The sequence below is a fragment of the Arthrobacter sp. 24S4-2 genome (assembly GCF_005280255.1).
Taxonomy (GTDB): Bacteria; Actinomycetota; Actinomycetes; order Actinomycetales; family Micrococcaceae; genus Arthrobacter.
Genome location: NZ_CP040018.1, coordinates 4340563 through 4365043 on the forward strand (window position 1 = coordinate 4340563; position 24481 = coordinate 4365043).

Sequence of the window (24481 nt, forward strand, 5' to 3'; positions counted from 1 at the left end):
GTCGTTGCAACACCTGAGCGAATTAGGAGTTGCAATTGGCAGAGATGAAAAGACCGAGGAAGTCCCGGGGCGCCCGTCCGAAGAACGCAGCTCGGGCTCAGTATGATCAGCTTGTGAAACAGGGAATGGGCAATTCTGAGGCCTGACGGATCGTGGCAATCAGCCGTAGTGAATATTCGCTCTTGAGGGGTCCATGTGTGGTGCGGGTTAGCGCCGGGGTCCGAGCCCACGATTTGCGCTGGTCAGCGCCAGTGTTGGTGCGGTTGAACGCCACCTGAAAAGCTCCTTCCACCGCGTGACGGCCACGTGGTGGAAGGAGTACCGGTAATGGTACGGAAGATCAAGGCGAAGCTCGTCTTGCAGTTGCGTAACCAGGGCCTGTCCGGCAGAGCGATCTCGCTCGCTCAGGGCATGTCCAGGCACAGCGTTCAGGCGGTGATCGATGCCGCGAATCAGCTCGGGCTCGGTTGGGACGACGTTGCGGAGAAGTCTGAGGGCGAGGTGTATCTGGCGCTGTTTCCCGGTCGCGGGGTGCGGGAGAGCGTGTTCGCGCAGCCGGACTGGGTCCAGGTGCACCGCGAGCTGGCCAGGGTTGGCGTGACGTTGAAGCTGCTGCACCAGGAGTATCTCGACGGGTGCAGTCGGGCCGGGCAAGCGGCGATGAGTTATGACCGGTTCTGCAGGCTTTACGGCGATTACGCCAACGTCACTGGCGCGTCGTCTCGGGTCGGCCATAAGGCCGGCCGCAGCGTCGAGGTCGACTGGTCCGGGCCGACGATGCAGCTCGTTGACCCGGCAACGGGAGAGATCTCGAAGGTGTATTTGTTCGTCGCATGCCTGCCGTTCAGCAGATATGCGTTCGTGGAGGCGACGTTGGATATGCGGCAGGAGTCGTGGCTGCGCGCGCATGCGGCGATGTTCGCATTCTTCAGCGGCACGGTCCCGCGGATCGTCCCCGACAACCTCAAGACCGGGGTGATCTCTCACCCGCGCGAGGGCGAAGTCGTCCTCAACGACGCCTATCGCGAGATGGCGGCGCATTATTCGGCGGCGGTACTTCCGGGCCGGGTGCGGCACCCGAAAGACAAAGCCAGCGTCGAAAACACTGTCTCCCACGTCGCCACCTGGGTGATTGCGGGTCTGAGGCAGGAGCAGTTCACCAGCCTGGTGCAGCTGCGGGCCCGGATTCGGGAGCAGATCGATGCCTACAACCGACAGCCGTTCCAGAAGCGGGAAGGCTCCCGGCTGAGCGTGTTCACGGCCGAGGAGAAGCCGCTGCTGCAACCGTTGCCGGCGGTGACTTTCGAGATCAGCACCTGGACATATGGGCGCAAAGTAGGCCGGAACGGACACGTGGTCTGGGCAAAAAACTTCTACTCCGTCCCGTTCACCCACATCGGCGCGCATGTTGATCTTCGCGTCACGGACACCATGCTCGAGATCTATCGGGGTGATGAGCGCCTGACCAGCCACCTGCTGCTGCCCGTGACGACGACAAACCAGTATCGGACGAACGAAGCCGACCTTCCCGAGGGGCACAGCTGGCAAGCCTGGGACCGAGCCCGGATCGACGCCTGGGCGTTACGGATGGGACCGGCGACCGGGACCGTGATCGAGAAGATCTTCGAGTCAGTCCGCATCGAGGAAGCCGGCTACGACCCAGCACTGGCGGTCCTGCGCCTGTCTCGTAGGTTCTCACCAGCCCGGGTGGAAGCCGCATGCCGGCTCGCGCTGCGCGGTCCGATACGATCGCCCCGTTACGCCCACCTGCGGCCGATCCTGGACACCGGGCAGGACAAAACCGGGCACGTCGAGGAGCCTGATGACGAAGATGGCGGATACGTGCGCGGCAGCTCCTACTACGCAGGAGGGACCCGATGAGCCGCCTGGACACGGAAACCAAACGCAAGCTGCGGGAGATGAACGCGGGCGAGCTGCTGGAGGCCATAGATACTCAAGACGAGACGCTGAGCATCAGCCTGCCGTTCGAAGATCGTCTCCGGCTGGTCGTCGATGACGCCTACGCGTCGTTCACCCATGCCAAAGTCACCGGCCTGATCCGGCGGGCGGGGCTGCGCTACCCGAACGCTGACCTGCGCCGCATCGACCTCCTCGATGAGCGAGGTCTTGACCGGCCGCTGCTGAGCCAGCTCGGCACCTGCTCGTTCGTGGCGCGGCAGCAGAACGTTGTCTTCCAAGGGTTCACCGGGTCGGGGAAGTCCTACCTGGGATGCGCGATCGCTAAACGCGCATGCGAACACCGTATCCGCGCGCATTACGTCCGCATGCCCGACCTCGAGGAAGCCTGGGTCGCCGCCCAAGACACCCTTGGCGGATCCGGCAAGTTCCTGCGCAAGTATGCGGCATTCACCCTGCTGGTCATTGATGAGTGGTTGCTGGATCGGCCCACGGAATCGATGCGCACCATGCTGCTGGAACTGATGGAACGCCGCTACGGGGAGACGTCAACAGTGTTCTGCACCCAGTACTCGCAGAAGGACTGGCACCAGCGGCTCGGCTCCGGCGTTCACGCCGACGCGATCATGGACCGGATCATCCACAACACGATCTGGATCGAGACAGGCAATTACAACATGCGCGAACACACAGCACTCGCAACCGCCTAGCAACCATCACGGAGGGCGTCAGCGGCGCCAAGGCCACGCGACCGCTGGCGCTCTCTCGTACGAACCCCGGCGCTGAACCGCACGAACAGGTGGCGCTCAAAGCTTCAAATACTCAGTAGGTCCGGCACTCGATGGCGGCACTTCCACACAGTCTTCCTAAAGTCCGGAGACGTCAAGAAGTACGCTCTGACTTCTCGACACCGGCCTGCAGTGATCGCCGCCCGGTTTCTCTCCGAGACGGAACGAATGGGACTGCCCCGGATTTCGTTGACTCTCGGGGTTGAGTGTTGTTAGGCGGCTTTGAGGCCGGTATTTATTGTCTCAAACTCGACCGGCGTTAGCCGGCCGAGGCGCCGCTGACGGCGTTTCCGGTGGTAGGTCTTCTCGATCCAGGTCACGATGGCCAGGCGCAGATTGGCCCTTGTGGACCATCGTTGACGGTCCAGCACGTCCTTCTGCAGGAGCGAGAAGAACGACTCCATGGCGGCGTTGTCGGCGCACGCGCCGACTCGTCCCATCGAGCCTTTGAGCCCGTTGCCTTTCAGAGTCCTGACGAAGGCATGGGAGCGGAATTGGGAACCGCGGTCACTATGCACCACAGTTCCTTCCGGATCCCGAAGCGCTATCGCGTTGTGAAGGGCGGAGACGGCCAGGGATGCTTTCATCCGGGAATCGATGGAGTAGCCCACGATCCGGTTGGAATAGACGTCCTTGATGGCGCACAGGTAGAGCTTGCCCTCATCGGTCCGGTGCTCGGTGATGTCCGTGAGCCACAGCTGATCCGATGCGGTCGCGGTGAAATCCCGCCTGACGTGGTCATCGTGCACGGGCGGGCCGGCTTTGCGCGTCGGGCCGCGTTTCTTGGCGAACACGGACCAGATCCGCTGGCTGCTGCACAGGCGCGCCACCCGGTTCTCTCCGGCGCGGAAGCCATGGTCTTGGAGTTCGTCGGCGATGAACCGGTACCCGAACGCCGGATCGTCCCGGTGGACATCCAGGGCCGTGTTGATCAGGTGCGCGTCAGACCAGTCACGCTCCGTGACCGGTGCGGCTTTCCATGCGTAGAAGGCCTGTTTGGAGAAACCCAGCACCCGGCAGGCCACCGCGACGGGAATACCGACCGCGGCAAGGTCAAGGACCAGCGGGAACTTCATTTTGGGGGCAGCTCCCGGGCGAAAAACGCCGCTGCCCGGCGCAGGATCTCGTTCTCCTGCTCAAGCAGCCGGATCCTCTTCCTGGCATCCCTGAGCTCTGCGGCTTCCTTCTCCGTCGAACCGGGACGGGTACCGTCCTCGATGTCGGCTTTCTTCAGCCAGTTGTGCAGGTTTGCTTCGGAAATCCCGAAGTCTTTGGCGATCTGCGAGATCGGGGCTTCGTGCTTCCGCGCAACCGCGACCACGTCACGTCGGAACTCAGCAGGGAAAGGCTTGGGCATGTGAACATCCTTGCTGCAAGGAGTAAATCCTCACAAGTCAGGAGTCAAGCAAACCCGGGGCAGTCCCAATTGCGATCGCGGATCTGTTGCATGCTCGGCGGAGCATCCGTGTGAATGCAATGGAACTCGGGCGGAGCCCACCGACGGCGAGCAGGTCAGGTCTCCGAAGACGTCGCCCCAGCGGGCGAACGGGAGATTGGACGTCAGGATCATGGAGGCGTGTTCGTAGCGGCTGGAGACGAGCTGGAAGAACAGGTTCGCGGCGTCCTGGTCAAACGGGATGTAGCCTACTTCGTCGACCTATGCGGATATCCGCATAGATCGACCTATGCCGAGCCCGCGACTATGCCGAGGCTGCTGCCAGTTTGGTCTGGTGTGCAGCATCTGGATCAGTAGCGGCTCGGCATAGTTACAGGCTCTCGAGGAACGCGAGGACCTTGTCTGGTGGATGGTAGCGGCCGGGGCTTACGGATGCTGGTGTGGTGAGAGCGAGTGCTTTCTCCTTGATGGTGATGTCGGCATGGACGTAGGCGTCGGTGGACCGGACGCCGGCGTGGCCGAGCCAGAGTGCGATCACGGACGTGTCGACGCCGGCCTGGAGTAGCGACATGGCGCAGCTGTGGCGGAACACGTGCGGGTGGATTTGCTTGCCCACGAGGGAGGGAAAGTTTTGCGCTGCGGTCCTCGTGTGGGTGCTGACCCGCAGCGCGACAGCGTCGCGGCTTAGTCGCCGGCCCGTGCGGGTCGGGAACAATGGGTCGTCCGGGAGGCCGGCTCGTTCGGCCAGCCAGACCCGCAGTAAAGCCTCGACGGGGCTCGTGAGAGGAACGGCGCGCTGTTTGCGTCCTTTACCTTCGCAGCGGACGTTAGCGCCGGCGCCCAGTGTGAGGTCGCGGCAGTTCAGGCCCGTGAGTTCGGAAACCCGCAGGCCGGTCTGGATGGCCAGGAGCATCAGTGCCCTGTCGCGCCGGCCTTCCCATCTGGACTGGTCCGGGGCGGCCAGGAGAGCATCGATCTCGGGTGCCGTCAGGAACGTCACGATGCGCTTGTCGAACCGCTTCGGAGGGATGGCCAGCACGCGCTGGATCAGCAGCGCATGCTCGGGGTGACGCAGCGCGGCGTAAGAGAACAGGGAGCGGATCGCGGTGAGGCGGACGTTGCGGGTCCTGACGCTGTTGTGCCGTTCATTCTCCAGATGGGTGAGGAACCCTGCGATGGTGGTCGCGTCCAGATCATCCCAGTCCAGTTGTGCAGGCAACTTGCCGGTCTGCCCGTGGACGAACACCAGGAGCAGCTTCAAGGCGTCGCGGTAGGCCTCGATGGTCCGCGGGCTCGCCTGGCGCTGTTGGGCGAGTCGGTCGGTGAAGAACATCTGCAGTGTCGGTGCGATCAGCGTCATGATCGCGCCGCCGTCCAGCCGGTGTGTTGACGTGCCGCGGCCAGGGCGAGCAGTTCCGGTGCGGCCGAGAGGTACCAGTAGGTCGATGCGGGTTCGCGGTGGCCGAGGTAGGTCGACAGCGCTGGAATCTTCGCCTGCACGTCCTCATCGCTGCGGTACCAGCTGAGCAGGGTGCGGACCGCGAAGGTATGCCGCTTATGCGGAATTCCGCATAAGCGGCATTAGGCGGACGGCGGGGTTATGTTCCCTGTCGTTGTGTTGTGGCTGGTGGGCGCCATGCGGGCGGTGTTTTGGGGCGCATAATCCCAGCGTCCGGCGTCCGGCGTCCGGCGTCAGCGGGCTAGCGATTCGAGCCAGTTGAGCAAGGAAGTGTCCAAGGTCCAGTCGGGCAGGACGTGTGGGGAGAGTGACTCGTAGGCATTTTCAATCGCTTTGCGTTTGGTCTCGGCGTCTGCGCGGGCGTAGATCTCGGTGGTGGAGACGTCGGCGTGGCCGAGCAGGTCGCGGATGTAGATCAGGTTGACGCCGGCGTTGATTAGGTGCATTGCTCGGCTGCGCCGGAGGGTGTGGGGTGTCACTGGCACCCCGGGAGCCCAGCCGGGGTCGTGCGTTCGGACGGCTCGGACGTGGCGGGCGAGGATTTTGGCTATTCCGGACCGGGTCAACCTGGTGTGGTTTGGTCCGTAGAAGAGTGGGTCCGCGTCGGTGCCGATGCCAGGGTGCCGGTCGCGGTGTTCGAGGTAGTCGTCGATGAGTCGGGTGGTTTGGGCCATCACGGGCACGTATCGGATTTTGGCTCCCTTTCCACGGATTGTCACGGTCATTGGTGTCGAGCGGCGAATATCGGCAACGTCGAGGTCGCAGAGTTCTTGCACTCGGGCTGCGGTGTCGTAGGCGAGGGCGAGCAGGGCGGTGTCCCTGATGGCGCGTGGGCTGGCCGGGCCGGGTTCGGCCAGCAGTGTCTTGATCTCGTCCCCGGTCAAGTGCCCCGGGTCCGGGTGCGGGGCATTCTTCTCCCGGATGGCTAGGATTTGGGTGACCTGGTCGAGTCTTTCGGGCTGTTCGGCGGCGGTGTAACGGGAAAATGACTTGATCACCGCCAGGCGCTGGTTGCGGGTGGCCGCCGAGCAGCACCGTTCCTGCTGGAGCCAGTCCAGGAACCGCAGTACCCGGGGCCGGTCGATGTCGGCCAGGCGCAGCTTCTCGGGAGGGATGCGCTCTGAGTCTTTGAACCAGATGAGCAGCAGCTTCATCGCGTCCCGGTAAGCGGCTACTGTCCTTGGTGAGGCTGCTCGCTCTCCTGCAAGGTGGTCGGTGAAGAACTTCGTCAGCCAGCGCCCGGCCAGATCCGCAGGCGGTGCAGGCCGGGCATTCACGGCTGGTCCTCGGGTGGGATGGGGATGGTGTAGCCGAACCGGATTTGCGCTTTGGCGATCACATCGGGGTACGCGTCCGCGGTCAATCTCAGGTAGTACTGGGTGCCGCGAAGGTCAGCATGGCCCATATAGCAGGCCAGGTAGGGCAACTTCACGGCCAGGTCCGCGTTCGCTGCAGCCCAGCGTCGAAGGTTCGTGACGGCGAAGCCGTGGCGCAGCGAGTGAGGGTGAGGCCCGCCGGTGAAATGAGGGATACCGGCATCCGCCAGGTAGCCGCGGAACCGCGTGTAGACGGTCGCCTGATTGATTGGCCTGCCCGCAGCGGCGGCATAGAACACGTAATCGCTGACATCCGGAGCGGGGTGCGCGGCCGCGATGTAGGCGTGCAAGGTCGCGGTAAGCCTGCCGGTGATCGGGACCGTCCGGCCCTCGCCGTTCTTCGAATCCCGGATCCGCAGCGTCCCGGCGTTGGCATCCACGTCTGGCAGCGTCAGGTTCAGTGCCTCCGAGACCCGCAGCCCGGCCCCATACAACACCCGGAAAAGAACCGGGTCGACCAGTGCCTTGTTCGAGTACGAGGACATAGCCTGAGAGTCGATCGCTGCGAACAGGCGGCGCACCTCGTCGTCGGTGAACACATACGGCGGCTGATGGCGGACACGGACCCGCGTTGCCACCACCGGTGTGTAGGCGTCCCAGCCGAAGCCTTGGGCGTGTTCGGTCAGCTGGTGCAGTGCTACCTCGTTGCGCCTGAGAGTGGAAGAGCGCAGGTGGCGGCCGTAAAGGAACCCCTCGATCGCTTCCTTGGTGATCGACCCGTCCGCATAGCCCTGCAACCGGCAGTGGTCGGCGAACTGGTGCAGAACCCGTTCCGGGACTTTGAACTTGTATCCGCTCGCGCGGCGTAAGGCGACCAAATCGGCGACCAGGACCGGCAGCGTCGTCTCAGACATCGTGCCCACCATCGGCCCCGCCCTGGTCGATGACGTCTTCGACGTCCACCGCGCAACACCGCAGCCTTTCGGTGTCGAACCGCAGGTAGTAGGCCTGGGTCGTGTCGCTGGAGCCGTGCCCCAAAACGTCCGAGACCACCGATATCGGTGTGCCGTTGCCGATCATGGCCACCGCCAGCGAGCCGCGCAGAGAATGCATTCCGCAGACCTTCTCCGGCGGGAACTCGATCCCGGCACGGGCCGCATGCCGGGACAACCGGGTGGCGACCGACGCAGCAGACCCGAACGTGTCGAACGGGTGGCGGTGCTTCACGAACACCTTCGGACAGGCCGTTTCGGGACGGCCGTGTTGGACGTAGTCGATAACCGCCCAGCCGACATCATCGAGCAGCGGCAGGCTCAACGGCCGGCCGGTCTTGCGCTGGATGATCGTGATGGTCTTCGCACGCCAATCCAGATCTCCCAGCTCGAGGTGACGCAGATCCGAGATCCGCAGGCCCAGCCGGGCAGTCGCCAGGATCATCGCGTAATCCCGCTTGCCGATCGCGGACTGACGATCGATCCCGGCCAGCAACCGGCGGACCTGAACGGCGCTCCACAAGTGCGGTTCGGACTCGTGACGGACGTACTTTTGCGGCGGCAACAGGCCCGCCAAGCTCCCCAGCATCCGGCCGGACACGGCCAAAAAGTCCAGGAAGTCCGCCAGAGACGACCTCAGCGACGCGATCGTTTTGCGCCGCAGCCCATGTTGGCGCAGAAGGAAACCGGACAAGTCCCGCACGCCCAGCACGGCCAGATCCGTCGCGCCCACGTCCTCCAAGTACGCCAAGAACCGGCTGACCGCCCTGTCTTTCGCGACCACCGTCGCCGCCACGTTGCCACGCCGCCGGCAGGCAATGAGGTAGTCGTCCCTAAGCAGACGAAACATCCTCGGACAACCATCCTTCGCAGACACCACCGGCCGGTCGACTTCCACCGGTCGGCCAGCCAGTACGTCCGCCACCAACACCACCGGCCGGCGAACCGCTTGGACGGCCCTGTCCCTGACCGGTTCACGCAACGACCCCAACCTGACCCCAGTCTGTTTCGCAATGAAATCGACGCACACCTGATCACTCACCGAGTCCACACCCCGCCCGCCCACAAACAAGGCAAATCGATCCAACACGACCTGATGGCGCCGGACCGTGGCCTCGGCCCTCCCGGCCTCAAGCAACACCGCCGCCACACGACCAACAGCGGATCTGACATCTGCTTCTCCCATGAGAATCACCCACTCTTCGCTAATGCAATGAACTGACAAAGCGATTCTCCATCGGTGCCCGCAGCGACCAACACCTTCTAAGGACCCCCACACAGGGCCCTGCAGGCAAGGCTCGAATCGTCAGCCCGCTGACGCCGGACGCTGGGATTATGCGCCCCAAAACACCGCCCGCATGGCGCCCACCAGCCACAACACAACGACAGGGAACATAACCCCGCCGTCCGCCTAATGCCGCTTATCGTGAAGTCTCGGTGCCGAGGGCGCGCCCCGGTCCCGATACCGGCGTTGTTGACGAGCTTCCGGAACGTCTGGCTGACGACGGTGTAGCAGAGCCGTTTGTGTGTCAGGGACATGAAGAAGCTTGGTTCCTTCGGTCGCGGTTGCAGATTATCGCGCAGTGCAGCGTATGCGCTCAGTGCCTGCATGGCGGTGCTGTGAAGCGGAACGAGGCGGGACTTGCCGAACTTGGACTCGCGGATCAGCAGCACGTTCCCGGACCAGTCAACGTCGCTGCGGTCGAGCTTGATGGCCTCGCCGATCCGCAGACCTCCCGAGGCCAGCAGCCCGATCAGTGTCTCGTAGGTCGCGGCCCGCAGCGGGGAGGTGATCGATTGGTGGGCCTGGTTCATCAGTGCCTCGATGTCGGCGGTGGAGTAGATGAATGGTTGACGCCATCGTTGCCGGTGTGGCATCAGACCCGACGGCGGGATCTCCGTGCCGGGGTAAATGCCGGCCAGGTAGCGGGCGAAGCCCCGGGCTGCCGTCATCCGTCGCGGCCCTACGGTCGTCACCTGGCCTGTCGGGGATTGCTGCGCCCATTCCAGCGCTGCTTGGATCGTCACGGTTGGCGATCCGTGAGCGTCGAGGTAAGCCACGAAGCCTGGCAGCAGCCAGCGGGCCTCGGCCAGTTCGTGTCCGAGCGATCGGCGCAGCTGCAGGTAGTCCGCGAGATCCTGCTCCAGCGCACTCACCGCACGGCCCCCGGCCACGGCTGGGCCACCCGGCGCAGCGCTACCAGGTCAACCTTGGCGTAGAGGGCGGTGGTGGCCAGATCCTGATGGCGAAGGACCTGGCTGATCGCTACCAGGCCGGCGCCCCTGCGGAGCAGTTCACCGGCCAGCGCGTGCCTGAGCCCGTGCGGTCCGACCTTGGGCAGGCCTGCGCGTTTGCAGGCCCGCTCGACAACATCACCGACCAGATCGGCGCGGATCGGTCCGCGGGGAGCCCGGCAGGTCAGGAACACATGACGGGCAGCAGCAGGGTTCCGTTCACAGGACAGATAGGCTGCCAGGGCTTCGCCGACCTCGGCTGGCAACGGCAACCGGTCTTGCCGGCGCGCCTTGCCGCGGACCATGAGTTCCCCGGACCGCCAGTCCACGTCACGCAGTTCCATCCGGGCGACCTCGATGGACCGTAACCCCAACCGCGACACCAGCATGACTATCGCGAAGTCCCTGACACCGACCAGCGTGCTGCGGTCGAAGCTGTCGAGCAAAAGCTGCACATCCTCCGCGGACATCCCTGGTGGCGGAAGGGTCGCGAAACGCCATCCACCCACCGCAGGAACGGATGCCCCCAGACTCAACCCGGTGATGCCGTCCAGGTAAAGAAAGCGCAGGACTGAACGCAGCTCGGCCACCCGGCCCTTCGCCGAACCGGCAGACACCCTGGCGAATTCCCGCAGCAGGAACGCATTGATGTTCGCCCCGGTCAAAGCCTCCGGAGCGAACACACCACCGGCCGAGGACTCCTCAAGGAAGCGCCGGGCGGTGTTCTCATACCGCAGCACCGTGCTCGAGGCCAGGCCCCGCTCATGAACCAGCCACGACCGGTACTGAATAAGCAGCGCACCCAACTGCGTCACCAACGGCGTGGCCTCAGGGGCGATGCCCGTCTCCCGCAAATAGCTCAACAGCGGCACCAACGCGCGGGGACCCGGGCTCCTGCTCCGGCCAGCCCTTCGCCGGGCAGACTGGAACGCTGCCAACCGTTCCTCGTTCAGATCCTCTGTCCTCAGCCGTTCAGCAAAAAGCCACAGGCCGACCTGGCCCAAATCCTTCAGCATGTTCACGATCGTGCCCGGTGTGTAGCCCCGCTGCGCCAACCAGGCCCGATAGCCCTCGACCTGCGGCCCGAGCTGACCGGCCTTCCTTCTCGTTCCCGACACTGCACTTCGCCTCCTTCACGCAAGCACGGTTGCTCCCATGATCAGGCTCCACCCCCAGGAACTATGCCGACACGAGAACGCCCGCCCCGACGAGAAAACCCAGCGCCCGCACCCGATTTACCAACCGCCCCCGGATTGCCTCGGCATAGTCACGGGCTCGGCATAGGTCGACCACCAGGAGGCTGTAGCGGCGGAGTTTGACTAGTTCCTGGGCGAGTTTCCCGCGGGAGCGGGCTTCCTGGAGCCGGGCCACCCAGCCGGTCGCGGAGTCGAAGAGAACCCTGTGACCGGCTTTGGCTGCCTTGATGCCGATGCCGACCGCGAGGTGGGTTTTGCCGGTGCCGGGTGGCCCGAGGAGGACCACGTTTTTGGCTTCGGAGAGGAACACCCCGGTTCCCAGGTGCGCGATGAGGTTCCGGTCCGCGGAGGGCTGGTGGTCGAAGTTGAACTTCTCAAGGTCCTTGTGGGCCGGGAATCTCGCGGCCTTGATCCGGGTCGCGGCTCCGGAGGCTTCGCGTTCGGAGACTTCTCGGGAGAGGACGGCGGCCAGGTACTCCTCATGGGACCAGCCGGCGTCTCTGGCCTGGTCCCCGAGACGGCGGAAGCCGTCGCTGATCCGTGGTGCGCGCAGGGCCCGGGCGTAGTACTCGATCTGTGACGGTGTCCCGGTCATGAAGCCGCTTCCAGAAGGGCCGGGTGCTGGCCGAGGTCGATGCCGAAGATCTCGTCGTAGGCGGCCAGATCCCGCACCTGTACCGCTTCTTCGGGTTCGGGGCGGTGCACCCGCTGGGTTCGGAAGTCCCGGCGCATCACCGCTGCGCGGGCCACGTGGGCGGGATCGGTCAGGACCAGGTGCCGGGCCCAGACCCGGACGTTGGTGGCGATGATGACGCCGTCATTGGTGACCCAGACGGTATCCAGATCGGCGGTGATATCCACGATCCGCCCAATGAACGACGGGTCCACGGAATAGTCGTTGGAGAACACCCGCACGTAGTAATCGCGTGGCAGCTGAGTATTTGAAGGTTTGGAAGCCACCCGATATTGCCTTTTGGGGCCATTGATATTGCCGGTGGGGCCAGCGGCCGGGGTTGTGGGGGCCACCGGCTCCCACCGACGTTTGGGCATGCCACGAACAGATAAACGGTCCTGGCCTTGCCCGTGACCGGATCGGCCAACTGCATCGTTGGCCCTGACCAGTCGACCTTGACCGTCTGCCCGGCCTTGTGTCCGACACGGGATGCCACCCCCGTGACCAACACGTGGCGTTGGTAGGTCCGGCAGAACCGGTCATAACCCATCGCCGGCTCACCGGTAGCAGTGCATGAATCGGCGTACTCGTTATGCAGCAGCTTCAGCGTCACCCCGACCCGGGCCATCTTCCGGTGGACCTGGTCCCAGTCCGGCTGCGCGAACACGCTTTGATGCTCACCGCGCCCCGGGAACAACCGGGCATACACCTCGCGGTCCGTGCTGTCGGCGATATCGTCCCACACCATACCGGTCGCGTCGGCAGCATCCAGCACCGCCGTGATGCTCTTCCGGGACATTCCCTGCGATGCCGCAATTGCCCAATTGCCCGGCCTGACAGGCCCTCGGCGCGCAACTGCAACACGAGCTTCGCTCTGATCTTCCGTACCATTGATGATTACTCCTTCCGCCGTGCGCCCTATACACACGACGGAAGGAGCCTAAACTGGGTGGCCCCCACACACGCCACTACCGGCACCCAAGACCGCTACTGCGCGCTCTGCCAACCGGCCCCCAAACACACGACAGATGGACCCCAAAAGCGCAAATATTCAGGCAGCCGCACGGCGTTGCCGAAGACGGCTTCCGGGGTCACCGGCGGCAGTTCCCGCATCTTCTCCCGGTCCGGGACGATCAGCTCGTCCGGGCGGCCGTGGCGGGACCGCGAGTACCGGTGATTGGCCTTGGGCAGCCAGTCCTCCAGCTGGCCGTTGAAATCCGCTGGTGACCGGAAGTCCCGGCCCGGCATGAAGCGTTGCCCGAAGAACCTGTTTATCCGCTCGACCATGCCCTTGGACTCCGGAGCCCGCGGCGGAAGCAGCTTGATCTCCAATCCCAGGGACCCGGCGAACGCGGCCACCGGCTCCGTGGGCCGGCGCCTACCGATGCCGGACTCGTTGTCCCACAAGCCTGGACGGAACCGCCTGCGCGTCCTGCAACAGAGTCCACATTCCGGGCCCTTCGCATTTAGGCATGGTTGGTCGATTTGGTCCGGTAGGGCCGGTGGCCGCCGGCGGCGAGTAGGCATCTGAGTCTGTAGTTGGTGAAGTTGCGGAAGCCGCGGGCGATGCGGCGGGTGGTTTCGATGACGCCGTTGATTGCTTCGGTGGGCCCGTTGGAGGCGCCGTTGGTGTCGAAGTAGGCGAGGACCGCGGTCTTCCATTGTTTGAGTGTCCGGCCGAGCCGGGCCACTTCCGGGATCGGGCACGTCGGGAATGAGGAGATCACTTCGGTCACGAGTTCCCGTCCCCGCGACGGAAGGGCATGGTAGATGTTGCGGACCTTCTGGTAGCACTGCCAGGCCAGAGTGACTTCGTGGTCCGGATCCCCGGCGGTGAGTTTGGCATCGAGTCTTGCGGTTTGTTTGTCGGTGAGGTGTTCGGCGCCTATCTGCAGGGTCCGACGGATCCCGTAGAGCGGGTCCCCCTTGCGTCCGCGGTGCCCGAGGGTGTCCTGCTGGACCCGGCGGCGGACCTCATCGACCATGGCCGTCCCGAGCTTGACGACGTGGAACGCGTCCAGGACGGTGATGGCTTCGGGTAGTTCGTCGCGGATCGCATTCGCGTAGCCGCGGAACGGGTCCAACGCAGCGGTCTTGATACCGGCAGTGAACTCCTCGCCGCGCGCTCTGAGCCAGTCAGCGTAGGCCTTCCCGGACCGTCCCGGCACGAGGTCGAGAAGCCGTGCATGGACAGTGCCGTTGGCGTCGCGGGTGTGGTCCACGATGCCGGTGACCATGCCCGATCCGGGCGGGCCAGTGTGGGACCAGACATGCTCGTCGACGCCAAGCGCGTCCACGCCGGCGAGCCGGTCCGTGATTCCGATGCGTCTGGTGGCCTCTGCCTTGACGGCGTCCCAGACGGTGTGCCAGGAGACGCCGAGCTGGTGGGCCAGGGCTGAGACTGAGGTGTCGAACCGGGCCAGCGCGTCGGTCGCCCATGCCACTGCTCGGGCGGTGAGTTTCGCCCGCGGCCCTGCCAGTGGGTGTTCCTCGGTGAAGGTGTTCCCCGGACAGTCTGGGTCCGGGCAGCGCCAGACCCGCTTTGCCCACAGCAGCCGCACCGGCCTGCCGAAACAGGGAATGTCATGAAGCTGGACCTGCCGGCGTCCGTGGCCGATCGCGATGACGCCGCAGTCCGGGCAGCCGCTGAGGGTTTCCCCGGTTTCGACGCGCAGAACCAGGCCGTTCTCGGTTGCCGTGACGGAGCTGATGTGGATGCCCTCGACACCGAGCAGAGCATCAGCGCGCGTGCACCAGCGGCCACCGGAACAAGACATAGAGTTATTCATGTCAGGGTCTCTTTTGGGTATTGGTTTGCTTGGTCGCTACCAATTCAAAGAGGCCCTGACCTCTTTCCAGCCGCACCACGCCGCACCGCTCCGCACCATGCCACGCGGCGGTGCTCTCAGCCAGCCCTAACCATGCCTAAATGCGAAGGGCCACATTCCGCCCAGAAGGTCCGGCGTCGTCCGCGACGGCAGCACCCGCGCCTGGATGAAACCGGAGAACGCCGAGGGATTCCCCTGCACCGGTGGCGTGTCAGTCTGGCCCGCACCAACGGGCAGCGGCTCGTGCGGGAACCAGAGATCGCACTGGACCTGGAACCCCGGCTCGTGGACCAAACGGTCAGCCGGGTCAGCCGGCGCGTATTCAGGCCGGATCACGGCGACCTTCGCCCGGAACAACGACGCGGAACCGGACCAGCCCACCCGCTCCGCCAGCGTCGCGGCCGGCATCGTCGGCGTCTTCACCAACAAACTCCCGCACCCTGGGAGCAAAGTCATTAAAACTCGATACCCGGATGCCCGCTGATACTTCGGCGCCCGGTCCGACGCCAGCGCCCGGTCCACCGTTCCGGGGGAAACACCCACGATCCTGCCGATCGCACGCTTCGAGTGCTTACCCGTCGAAAACAGGTGGCGTATCTCCGCCCAATCATCCAAATTGACCACCTTCCATAATGGTCGGTGGCCCTATTTTCAGTTGGCGTTCCTGGCCCTATTTTCGGTTGGCGTTAACAGTCTCCCTGTCTCCCTGCGGACCGGCCGCCGGCCACGTCGTCGGAAGGAGCAACGCACCAAGCGCTTCCCGGACATGGTCATGATCCGGGACTGCCCCGCGGAAGTGATCGGGAGATTGGGACCAGGGCACTGGGTATCTCAATCGACGCGCCTACCAGTCCAACACCTCAACTCCGAAGATCAAGTAACGCTTCCCCAATGGGCCTTGCATTCCGGACGGTGCCTGCCCCGTCCAGGGCGTGCCTACCCTACAAACACCAAGTAAACCTATGCCACCCAACGGCGAGTCATCTCGCGCCTACCGGCACACGGGGAGCTATCCCCGGCTTTGCCTTTTTGTAGAGCACATACCACACGATAATTGCCGTCATCGATGGAACCACGACGTTTGTCATGTCACCTCGCAGCAGGTTCAGGCCGCGAATCAATAGAATTATCCCAACCATCCACAAGATGTCATCTCGAGACGCCAAAAATCTCGAGCACAAGAGCAAGAAGATGATCATTAACCCAGCAGCAATCATGGGTGCCATCCAGCCGACATTAATGAACGCTTCGCCCAACAGACCAGCGGTCGTTTCTGCCCCCGTTAGGAAATATCGATCGGGTGTCAGCACCATGCTGCTGACAACATTGCCCGGCAACGGCTTTTCTGCCCAAAGACTCCTAGGTACAGCAGAAGTTATGGAAGCCAGGTAGGTCGACCCGCCGGCTACTCCGCCAGCATCGGATGCAATTAGGTCCACGAATACATCCGCTTGACTTACATCTGTTCCATTCAGGAAGGAGGCGCTTTCGACCAGGCCGCGGGTGTTTGCCAAGTAAACGCCACCGCCGAGTACCGGAACTGCAATAAGTGCTGCCACCAGGAAGACGCGTTGCAAGTCCCGTTTTACCGATCGCGCGGAAGCTGCGATCTTTTTCCAATAGAGAGCGAGGACTGGAATGACTGCGCCTAAAAATAGCCCCGAACGACTGCCAGTGAGGGCGGTGACACCTAAGAGACCTGCCAGCGAAATCCACATAATCAGAGCCCGAGCGCCCCGAATTTGTACAGCGCGCGTGAGTCCGAGAGAGACCAAAACCGGCAATACGAAATAGCCTAAAAGGATCAAAAAATTATCGGAAAATACTGATTGACGAAGCTCAAGGGTCTGAGCGATACCAACACTCAGAATTTTAGAGAGAACGGCGCCTCCGAAAGTCCCGGAAAGTGCGAGAAATCCAAAAAGACTAAAATTTCGATCGATTAGAACTAAACTATCAATGCGCTGACTCTTCCATCTAGCCGAGATGATCTCGACTCCAAAGGAATACAATATCCAGGTAGTGACGAGGAAAAAAATGGCAACTGAAATGGCTTCCGAGCTTGCAGATCTGGCGCCTATTGAAGCGGCAATATAAGTTACCCCGCTAAATGAAATATTCAGGATATCGCAAAGATACACCACGACATAGGCGGCACCGAATACTGCAGCGGCATACTCGGCGCGATGGACCCAGGTCACGATCTGAACCAGTGCGGCAATTATTGTAAGGATAAGTATTAGTTGAAGGAATTCCATTGCCGCCTCCGGAAAATAAGAATCAGCAAGATTATTATCGAACCGATAACCACGTTTTCGAGCACTATTACCATTCGGGCATCAACATGCAGAACCAAAGCGAGTGACAGTGTTCCAGCGCCCAAGACACCCGCGAGGTAAGGGGCCCAACTTATCTCCACTACGTGGGAAAGTCCGGATAGTATGCCGACTATTCCCGCCAACAAAGCGCTTCCAAGTACGGACTGGATTATCGGAAGTGCGGGAAGTAACAAGATAGCAACAGCTACGAGAATCGCCCATACTAATGCGAACCTGAAACCGAATCTAAGGCACCAACCCTGAACGCGAATTTTCCACTTCTGCCTGTGCGAGAAAAAGAGCTGAACAACTAAGAAACCCACTATTCCCTGCACGGCGCTGTACGCTATAAGTCCGTAATGCCAAACAATGAAGTCATCAGAATCAGCCAAAGCTGTCCGAACCCAATTGACGTCATTCCGGTAGAACAGAGAAGCCAGGAGACCCATCGTCACCGAAAGGCCTGTGCCCCTCGTCAGCGGTTCTGGTTTGGAATATCCCATTCGCCGCCTCCCCACCCGAGGCCGGAAAATAGCAAGGAGGCCGACAGTAAGTGTTGCGACCAAGGGTCCGAATCCAGGCAACACTCTATCTGCCAGGGCAGCCGCACATGCCGCGGCCACAAATCCTAATGCTTTCATCGCCTGGAAGGCTTGGAAGGCCGTGCCTCCCTTGCCGCCCAGCACTAGCAGACCTGCACGTCCGAGGAGGAGCCCGAGGAACGATCCCGACACTGTCGACAGAACAGCGTCAACCACCGGATCCGTTGCCGTTAGCATCTCCAGAACCCCGAATATCGCAGCGGGAATCGCGAGCAGCCAAGGCCGGCCACAAAGCGCGGAATCTAGACTCCGTCCAACCTGAATAACGCTTGACTGCGCTGCTTGGACACCGACCACGAGTGCCGCAATGTGGAGTAGGAGGTTAGTGTCTGCCCCAATAAGTGCGGGAACCACCAGCACTAATGACACGCAAACAAACGTCGTTCCCGCGAAGGCCAATCCACGGGCCGCTCGTGCCAGCCTAGGGAGATCGAATGACATCAGAACCAGACACGGACCTCGTCACCACGCAATTCGCGCCTATGACGGCTCCCGGGCCGATCACTAAATCGCCCGCCACTACAGCTCCGCTGTAAAGCGTCACCCCGTTCCCAACAGCGGGATATTCTCCCTTTCTCGAGGAACCGATCGTAACGTTCTGGAAGATGCGGACGTTCGAGCCAACACGCGCTCCCCGCCCAATGACGATACCTGTTGGGTGCGGGAACTCCACGGCTCCCTCAAACACTGCACCAGTCGAAATATCGCTCGCGAAGACAGATAAACAGAGCCATCTGCAAAAACTATGGGCCAGGCCGGAAGTGGAAGCAGTCAACCTGAAAAGGCAGGCTGCCAGCAACGAGGGGTTAGCGAGCGAAACGCATGCTCTCACACCATTAGGCGGTGTGCGGTCCGAATTGCGATAGTGAAAATCTCGGTCCAGATTCCAATCGGCCAAGCTTGAGGCAAAGGACTTCATTACGCGACTCTCAATACTTCGCGATACGCAGCATCCAATTCCACTGAGCATTCACCCCAATCACGATTCGCGGCACCGGATACTTTGGTGGCCACGTCAAACAACTCCAAGAGTCGGTCACTTGCCCCACTCCCCAGAAGGCCAATAGGGTCAAAGCGCTGTACCTCAGTTCCAAGTGCGTCCTCCAGATAGCTGTGACGCGTGGACACGATTCGGAGACCCATACAGGCAGCCTCGACGTCGGCCTGGGAAACGACTTCGAACCATGCGGGGTTGATGTAGACGTCGCAGCGCTGGAGAATTCCCATAATTTCGTTATGATCTTTTGAGCCGAGATATTCCAGATTTTCGTGCTCCGCGATCTGCTGCAAAAAATTGTCAGCATAAGCTTTGTGATTGGTATTCAGCGAGCCCACGAAGGCTGTCCGGAGACCCGTTCCCGCGGCCGCTTGCGCCAACATCAGAGAGTTCTTTCTCGGTTCAATTCGACCGACACTTACCAAATCAAAATCGGTCACCGGCCTCGAATCCGATCCGGCTGTGGGTGAAAAAGAGAAACCGTTGCGAATGATCTTCTGTTTCGTTCCCGCGTCGAGGTCACTGCGGATGGCGTTCGCTTCGCCAGTGGCCATGGGGAAGACGATCGATGCCTTTTTGACGAGTTGCCTCTGCAGCGACCGATATGTGCCACGGATCAAGGCCGCAGGAACATTCTTCTGTTTCAGAAGTTTGACTTGTTCCCTAAATCCGATGCCGGTTTCTGCTTCAATCCCCAGCCGACCTAGTTGCCTGTAGAAGCGGTCATGTCCAAATTCGTACATTGACAACATGCCGTCGAAAGGATGTCTGATCGTCGAGATCACGAAGGGACGCCCTGAACGCTCCGCAATACTTGCATAGTGCATGTTCTCGCGTGGTGTATCGAGATTCATCAAGTGAACGATGTCGGACGGAGTCGCCAACAACTCACGAGCCGAAGTAACGACCTCTGATTCCCAGCCTAGAAGGTTCAGTCCAGTCCGGTACCGTTCAACCTTCTTGCTGTCGCCGCCAGGTTTCGTAAACGCGTCGGCACGAAGTGCAAATACTACTTTCACTTGACTTCTTCCTTTACGACAAATGTTAACCCGCTTTGGTCAAAGGCTGTTTGGTTCGGTTTGCTCGGCGACGAGGTGAATAGAAGTCGCGGCTCCCGACGGTAGAAGGTGAAAGCCGAAGAAATCTCGCGTTTCCAAGGCGCCCACGCGAAATGCTTCGTTGCGCGGGCCCACGAGTGCGTCCACAACGTATTCCCGTCAAGAAGGACGGGTACACCCTCGCGCCATGCACGAAGGGACAGGTCTTTATCTTCGTAGTAAAGAAAATAGCTCTCGTCCCAGCCGCCAAGCCTCCGGAAGGTCTCTGCCCGCCCTGCGACAACTGCCCCGATGAGCCAGGCCACGTACCTTACTTGGCCCTGTTCGGCAATCACTTGGTACGTAGACGCATTGGCACGCCCAAGTCGATTCCGTACTTTGCTCATCAAGCTCGGCGCTCCACGTCCGTTAGGCTGCCGCGATCCGTCGGGGTTTAGGAGCTGGGGGAAACAATCGCACCGCTCGCATCGATGAGTGTCTCAAGCTGGACCAAGCTGTCCCACTGGACAAATACATCCGGGTTCACGAAGCCGATGTACTGCCCAGTTGCAGATGCCATACCCGAGTTATTAGCTGCCGAAAATCCTGCGTTTCGGCCGAGCTCGATGACCTTGGCTCCCAACTCCCGCGCTGTTTGGACGCTGGAGTCAGCGGAGTTGTTGTCTACTACAATCCACTCCACATCGTCTGGAATCGGCGAGCTCCAGTGACGACGTAGTACGTCTGCACTGTTGTACGCCACAGTGATGATGGACCAACGTATATCTCGGTCTCCCTGGTTGACCATGGCAAATACCCCTCTACTCCCGGAACTCGATGACGCAATTAGCGCAGCACGCGAATGGGGTCACGTCAGAGCAGCTGCAACGACAGTCGATTAGTCCCCCGCGATCGTTCTTGCTGCACGCTTAGTGTACCCACTGACAAAGGAATGAAGGTCAAGACCGTAACAGGCCGGCGGTTGACCACAAGAATTCGCTACTTCTGAAAAGCCAGAACTGTCTCCGCGCAGATGCCCTCCGCCATCGCGGAGGGCATCTCCGGATGAAGCAGACAACCCTCTCACTTCTCCGTAAAAGAGACGCCCCCCTATGCGCCATTGCAACGGCGTCCTGGAATTTATCGGCCGGCGCTGTGAGCTCGGGCACTTTCGTGAGGGCAACTCCGAAGCGGCAGCTGTCCAGGCAGCCGAACGGTCTTCAAACCAGGACGTAATGTACGCCCCGCTGATTGTATGTTTCGAGAGCTTGGGCAATCTGACGGTAAGATAACCGCCAGACACGATGACCGTACCTGAAGTGCGATCGGTCTCTCTAAGTCTTTTTCGCAATTTTTGGGGGCACATTGACTACACACGAATTCGAAGTGGGTATTCTGAGCGTGGCGGTACTTCATCTGCCAACTATCTTTCGATTGAAACTTTCCGGCTCCGGCGCCCGCGAGAAGGGCGACACCGTGCGCTCCCACCCGCTGCCGTCGTGGTCGAATCTGATCATCGAGCAGTATGTCTCGCAACGGATGCCGCGTTGACTCGGATGTTGGCCCCAACTTTCAAGGAACCGTTCTGCCCTTCTATTCCGAGCCACACTGCACTCTTGGATGCATGTCGCGGAATTACCTGGACATGCAGGGCGGCATATACAACAATCATGGCGCATTTATAGCAGGGGTGGGAGTAACTGTGGGGGCAAATGAACGAGTGCAAGTCAGCCCGGAGAAAATTGGCGGGCACCCATGGAGCGGAAATTGGCGCAGAAGATACTCAATGCGCCTGCGGATCGTCGACGCACTAGTCGTTCTCTGGGCTATGGCTGGGGCGTTCGGGGTCCGTTTTGGTTTCTCGGACCTCAGTAACGGTGGTGTTAAGGACGTTGACTACCTGGCGTTAGCAGCCGTGCTTGGTATTAGCTGGTGGTTCATGCTTCAAATATGGGGCTCACGAGAGGCAAAGGTTCTCGGTTCAGGCTCGGAGGAATACAAGCGCGTGATCGCCGCTTCCGCCTGGCTCTTCGGCTTTGTGGCAATATTTTCCTATGCGCTGAGGATCGACACAGCGCGAGGATTCGTTGGACTGGCATTTCCGGCTGGCGCGTTGGGGCTCTTAGCCGGCCGATGGCTCGTGCGGCAGCATCTAAGTCTCGAGCGAGCGCACGGCAAGAGCAGTCTGCGTGTACTTATCATCGGCGGCCCCTACTCCGCAGCCCACTTGACACTCTCGCTTCAGAGCGCTCCGGCGGCAGGCTACTTGCCGGTTGCGGCGCACTTACCTGGCGCAGCCGCGGGCTGGGACAAAGTCCCAGGGTTGTCCGTACCTGTGACTGGAGTCCAGTCCGACTTCGAGTCAATCTTCGACATCATTCTTAAAACGAAAGTTGACGCCGTTGCAGTTTCGGCCGGAGTTAACATGCACCCCAAAGACCTTCGCCGACTGGGGTGGGAATTGGCGGCCAGGGACATAGGCATGATCCTTGCCCCTGCTCTTACTGATATCGCAGGACCTCGAATTCATACACAACCGGTGGCCGGTTTGCCACTAATTCATGTGTCGACACCCAAGCTAACTGGGGTAAGAAAGTCGCCAAGAGGGCTTTCGATATCATCGGCGCCGGCCTGCTGGTCTCAATTCTTTCACCCGTCTTTGTGATTCTAGCCCTGTTAGTCCGCATCACGGATCCCGGTCCGATTTTCTATCGGCAGGAAAGAATTGGTTTGCGCGGAACAACGTTCAACATGTTGAAATTCCGTTCAATGAGAGTAAATGCCGACGCTGAGCTCCAGGCTTTACTAGAGGCTCAAGGCTCCGGTGAGACGCCATTATTCAAAGTCGAAAATGATCCACGAATAACACGCATCGGACGAGTTCTGCGGAAATACTCTTTGGACGAACTTCCGCAACTTTTGAATGTATTGGGCGGCAGCATGAGCCTAGTTGGGCCTCGACCACAACGTGAAGGCGAAGTCGCGCTTTACGATGACGCCGCTCACCGCCGGCTATACGTGAGTCCTGGAATGAGCGGGCTATGGCAGGTAAGCGGACGATCGAACCTTAGTTGGGAAGAAAGTATCCGACTCGACCTCTACTACGTAGAGAATTGGTCAATGATGGGTGATGTTGTGATTCTTTTCAAGACTTTCAAGGCTGTATTCGCCAGCACCGGGGCATTCTAACCACTATTAGCACGGCTTAATTCTGGCGGCATTTTGTCGTCGAACTTTTCTGGGGAAGGTAATAACAATGAGAATCTCGGTTATCGGATGTGGATACCTCGGGGCCGTGCACGCTGCGTGCATGGCAAAACTTGGCCATGAGGTTGTCGGTATTGACGTTGACGACCTAAAAATTGCGGATCTTTCAAACGCAACAGCGCCTTTCTACGAGCCTGGTCTGGAAGCTCTTCTTAGAGACGTGCAAGACACTGGTCGCCTCTCCTTCACAACAGACATGGCTGCGGCCGCAGGCAGCGACGTTCACTTTATTTGCGTGGGAACACCACAGAAAAAAGGCGAAAATGGCGCAGACATGACATATGTCGATGCCGCCCTTCACACCCTGTTGCCGTACTTGGCTCCGGGAAATATCGTGGTAGGAAAATCGACAGTTCCAGTCGGAACTGCTGCCCGGCTGGCGCAACTTGTCGAGTCACGGGAGCCGTCGGCTCACCTAGTTTGGAATCCTGAGTTTCTTCGAGAAGGGCATGCACTCGCTGACACACTGAACCCAGACCGTTTGGTGTACGGCGTAAGCGACGGTCTCGAGGATCACCCGGCAGTAGCTGTGCTGGACGACGTTTACGCGGGCTCTTTGGCCAGTGGGACGCCGCGTCTGGTAACGGACCATCCGACGGCAGAACTCGTCAAAACGGCAGCTAATTCCTTCCTTGCAACCAAAATTTCCTTCATCAATGCAATGGCAGAAGTTTGCGAGGCCGCTGGCGCCGATGTCACGCGTCTGGCCGATGCCATCGGTCTTGACGACAGAATCGGTCGCAAATTTCTTCACGCCGGTATCGGCTTTGGCGGCGGATGTCTCCCCAAAGACATCCGCGCATTCATGGCTAGAGCTGGCGAGCTCGGCGCCGACCAAGCCCTGACCTTCCTCAGGGAGGTGGATGCGATCAACATGCGGCGTCGGACACGTGTGGTGGAGCTCACTCGGGAGCTGTGCGGCGGGATGCTCCTTGGGAAACGGATAACAGTCTTGGGCGCGGCATTCAAGCCGGAAAGTGATGACGTCCGAGACTCCCCTGCCCTCAGCATTGCAGCACAGCTCCAACTGCAAGGTGCAGTCGTGACGGTAACCGATCCGAAAGCACTGGCGAATGCGGCCCGAAGGTTCCCGGAACTCCAATATGTACCCGATCTTGACGCGGCGATAGCGAACGCTGACGCATTGCTGCTACTTACAGAATGGCAGCAATACCGCGCCATTGACCCCTACGAAATAGGGGCACAGGTTTCCAGTTTGCGCATTCTCGACGGCCGAAACGTGCTCGATGCCGCCAAGTGGCGGGCGGCTGGCTGGACCTATCGCGGTTTGGGACGACCCTGAGTATGGGAATTCCGGGCAGCGAAGCAAAGGCGTCTGGGGACGAGTCAGCCCCAGCCAAAGTACAAATGTCCAGCAAACGAGGGCCTCGTCGGCATTCCATTACGTGGGCCCTCGTTGCGATTTTTGTTGCCGTCATAGCGGTGGCGTCTGCCGGATG

General features: G+C 61.0%; 24 protein-coding genes and 3 pseudogenes. 7 read left to right on the top strand and 20 right to left on the bottom strand.

From position 1 onward, the window contains the following. Positions 1 to 327 precede the first annotated feature (327 nt). The gene (istA, locus tag FCN77_RS20125; protein WP_137320910.1) at positions 328 to 1881 is read left to right on the top strand and encodes an IS21 family transposase; all 1554 of its coding nucleotides are present in this window, start codon (positions 328 to 330) and stop codon (positions 1879 to 1881) included. After that, positions 1878 to 2627: an ATP-binding protein gene (locus tag FCN77_RS20130; RefSeq protein ID WP_137320909.1), complete on the top strand. Its 750-nt coding sequence runs from the start codon at positions 1878 to 1880 to the stop codon at positions 2625 to 2627. Before istA ends, FCN77_RS20130 begins: the two co-directional genes overlap by 4 nt. Before the next feature lie 290 nt (positions 2628 to 2917). Here FCN77_RS20130 and FCN77_RS20135 read toward each other — a convergent pair. From FCN77_RS20135 to FCN77_RS20205, 15 genes and pseudogenes are all read right to left on the bottom strand, one after another. Next, positions 2918 to 4062, bottom strand: a protein-coding gene (locus tag FCN77_RS20135; RefSeq protein ID WP_137323690.1) for an IS3 family transposase whose coding sequence is annotated in 2 segments (ribosomal slippage) — positions 2918 to 3789 and positions 3789 to 4062 — 1146 coding nt in all. Because the reading frame shifts where the segments join, the coding sequence is not laid out codon by codon here. A gap of 177 nt (positions 4063 to 4239) precedes the next feature. Then, positions 4240 to 4362, bottom strand: a pseudogene (locus tag FCN77_RS20140) (ATP-binding protein); the annotation flags it as partial. A gap of 109 nt (positions 4363 to 4471) precedes the next feature. Next, entirely contained in the window at positions 4472 to 5461 is a 990-nt protein-coding gene (locus tag FCN77_RS20145; RefSeq protein ID WP_137323691.1) for a tyrosine-type recombinase/integrase, read from the bottom strand. Beyond that, the gene (locus FCN77_RS20150) at positions 5458 to 5601 is read right to left on the bottom strand and encodes a hypothetical protein (RefSeq protein ID WP_217496167.1); all 144 of its coding nucleotides are present in this window, start codon (positions 5599 to 5601) and stop codon (positions 5458 to 5460) included. Before FCN77_RS20150 ends, FCN77_RS20145 begins: the two co-directional genes overlap by 4 nt. A gap of 192 nt (positions 5602 to 5793) precedes the next feature. Beyond that, entirely contained in the window at positions 5794 to 6837 is a 1044-nt protein-coding gene (locus tag FCN77_RS20155; RefSeq protein ID WP_137323692.1) for a tyrosine-type recombinase/integrase, read from the bottom strand. Then, positions 6834 to 7790: a tyrosine-type recombinase/integrase gene (locus tag FCN77_RS20160; protein ID WP_175417332.1), complete on the bottom strand. Its 957-nt coding sequence runs from the start codon at positions 7788 to 7790 to the stop codon at positions 6834 to 6836. The genes FCN77_RS20155 and FCN77_RS20160 overlap by 4 nt, the downstream gene beginning before the upstream one ends. Then, entirely contained in the window at positions 7783 to 9054 is a 1272-nt protein-coding gene (locus FCN77_RS20165) for a site-specific integrase (protein WP_137323694.1), read from the bottom strand. The genes FCN77_RS20160 and FCN77_RS20165 overlap by 8 nt, the downstream gene beginning before the upstream one ends. A gap of 77 nt (positions 9055 to 9131) precedes the next feature. Further along, positions 9132 to 10025 (bottom strand): tyrosine-type recombinase/integrase, encoded by an 894-nt coding sequence (locus tag FCN77_RS20170; RefSeq protein WP_137323695.1) that lies wholly within the window; start codon positions 10023 to 10025, stop codon positions 9132 to 9134. Next, positions 10022 to 11221 carry a tyrosine-type recombinase/integrase gene (locus FCN77_RS20175; protein WP_137323696.1) on the bottom strand — a complete coding sequence of 400 codons (1200 nt, stop codon included), beginning with the start codon at positions 11219 to 11221 and terminating at the stop codon, positions 10022 to 10024. Before FCN77_RS20175 ends, FCN77_RS20170 begins: the two co-directional genes overlap by 4 nt. A 61-nt stretch (positions 11222 to 11282) precedes the next feature. Next, positions 11283 to 11894, bottom strand: coding sequence for an ATP-binding protein (locus FCN77_RS20180; RefSeq protein WP_254678652.1), 612 nt, complete (start codon positions 11892 to 11894; stop codon positions 11283 to 11285). Continuing rightward, the gene (locus tag FCN77_RS20185) at positions 11891 to 12259 is read right to left on the bottom strand and encodes a hypothetical protein (RefSeq protein WP_175417333.1); all 369 of its coding nucleotides are present in this window, start codon (positions 12257 to 12259) and stop codon (positions 11891 to 11893) included. Before FCN77_RS20185 ends, FCN77_RS20180 begins: the two co-directional genes overlap by 4 nt. A gap of 86 nt (positions 12260 to 12345) precedes the next feature. Continuing rightward, a pseudogene (locus FCN77_RS27100) lies at positions 12346 to 12863 on the bottom strand (IS21 family transposase); the annotation flags it as partial. Between the two features lie 96 nt (positions 12864 to 12959). Next, positions 12960 to 13379: a transposase family protein gene (locus tag FCN77_RS20195; protein ID WP_137323698.1), complete on the bottom strand. Its 420-nt coding sequence runs from the start codon at positions 13377 to 13379 to the stop codon at positions 12960 to 12962. 59 nt (positions 13380 to 13438) lie between these two features. Further along, the gene (locus FCN77_RS20200) at positions 13439 to 14761 is read right to left on the bottom strand and encodes an ISL3 family transposase (protein ID WP_175417334.1); all 1323 of its coding nucleotides are present in this window, start codon (positions 14759 to 14761) and stop codon (positions 13439 to 13441) included. Positions 14762 to 14887: 126 nt separating this feature from the next. Beyond that, on the bottom strand, positions 14888 to 15223 hold the full coding sequence (locus FCN77_RS20205) for a hypothetical protein (protein ID WP_137323699.1): 336 nt from the start codon (positions 15221 to 15223) through the stop codon (positions 14888 to 14890). Positions 15224 to 15503: 280 nt separating this feature from the next. Between FCN77_RS20205 and FCN77_RS27105 the strand changes: the two are divergent. Beyond that, positions 15504 to 15626, top strand: a pseudogene (locus FCN77_RS27105) (IS30 family transposase); the annotation flags it as partial. Between the two features lie 154 nt (positions 15627 to 15780). Here the strand turns inward: FCN77_RS27105 and FCN77_RS20215 are convergent. The 5 genes from FCN77_RS20215 to FCN77_RS20235 form a co-directional block, all read right to left on the bottom strand. Next, positions 15781 to 17058, bottom strand: coding sequence for a hypothetical protein (locus FCN77_RS20215; RefSeq protein WP_137323700.1), 1278 nt, complete (start codon positions 17056 to 17058; stop codon positions 15781 to 15783). Continuing rightward, a complete protein-coding gene (locus FCN77_RS20220; protein WP_137323701.1) occupies positions 17040 to 18089 on the bottom strand; it encodes a hypothetical protein in 1050 nt (349 codons plus the stop codon). The genes FCN77_RS20215 and FCN77_RS20220 overlap by 19 nt, the downstream gene beginning before the upstream one ends. 52 nt (positions 18090 to 18141) lie before the next feature. Continuing rightward, positions 18142 to 18690 (bottom strand): serine O-acetyltransferase, encoded by a 549-nt coding sequence (locus tag FCN77_RS27815; RefSeq protein WP_137323702.1) that lies wholly within the window; start codon positions 18688 to 18690, stop codon positions 18142 to 18144. After that, a complete protein-coding gene (locus tag FCN77_RS20230; RefSeq protein WP_137323703.1) occupies positions 18639 to 19736 on the bottom strand; it encodes a glycosyltransferase in 1098 nt (365 codons plus the stop codon). Before FCN77_RS20230 ends, FCN77_RS27815 begins: the two co-directional genes overlap by 52 nt. Before the next feature lie 472 nt (positions 19737 to 20208). Continuing rightward, the gene (locus FCN77_RS20235) at positions 20209 to 20562 is read right to left on the bottom strand and encodes a glycosyltransferase (RefSeq protein WP_137323704.1); all 354 of its coding nucleotides are present in this window, start codon (positions 20560 to 20562) and stop codon (positions 20209 to 20211) included. Positions 20563 to 21119: 557 nt separating this feature from the next. Between FCN77_RS20235 and FCN77_RS26075 the strand changes: the two genes are divergently transcribed. The 4 genes from FCN77_RS26075 to FCN77_RS20245 all read left to right on the top strand — a co-directional run bounded on the left by FCN77_RS26075 (position 21120) and on the right by FCN77_RS20245 (position 24324). Beyond that, entirely contained in the window at positions 21120 to 21305 is a 186-nt protein-coding gene (locus FCN77_RS26075) for a hypothetical protein (protein WP_217496168.1), read from the top strand. A 388-nt stretch (positions 21306 to 21693) separates the two neighbouring features. Then, the gene (locus FCN77_RS27820; RefSeq protein WP_368074344.1) at positions 21694 to 22419 is read left to right on the top strand and encodes a nucleoside-diphosphate sugar epimerase/dehydratase; all 726 of its coding nucleotides are present in this window, start codon (positions 21694 to 21696) and stop codon (positions 22417 to 22419) included. Next, positions 22374 to 22943: a sugar transferase gene (locus FCN77_RS27825; protein WP_368074345.1), complete on the top strand. Its 570-nt coding sequence runs from the start codon at positions 22374 to 22376 to the stop codon at positions 22941 to 22943. Before FCN77_RS27820 ends, FCN77_RS27825 begins: the two co-directional genes overlap by 46 nt. Before the next feature lie 67 nt (positions 22944 to 23010). Continuing rightward, on the top strand, positions 23011 to 24324 hold the full coding sequence (locus tag FCN77_RS20245) for a UDP-glucose/GDP-mannose dehydrogenase family protein (RefSeq protein WP_137323705.1): 1314 nt from the start codon (positions 23011 to 23013) through the stop codon (positions 24322 to 24324). Positions 24325 to 24481: the final 157 nt, after the last annotated feature.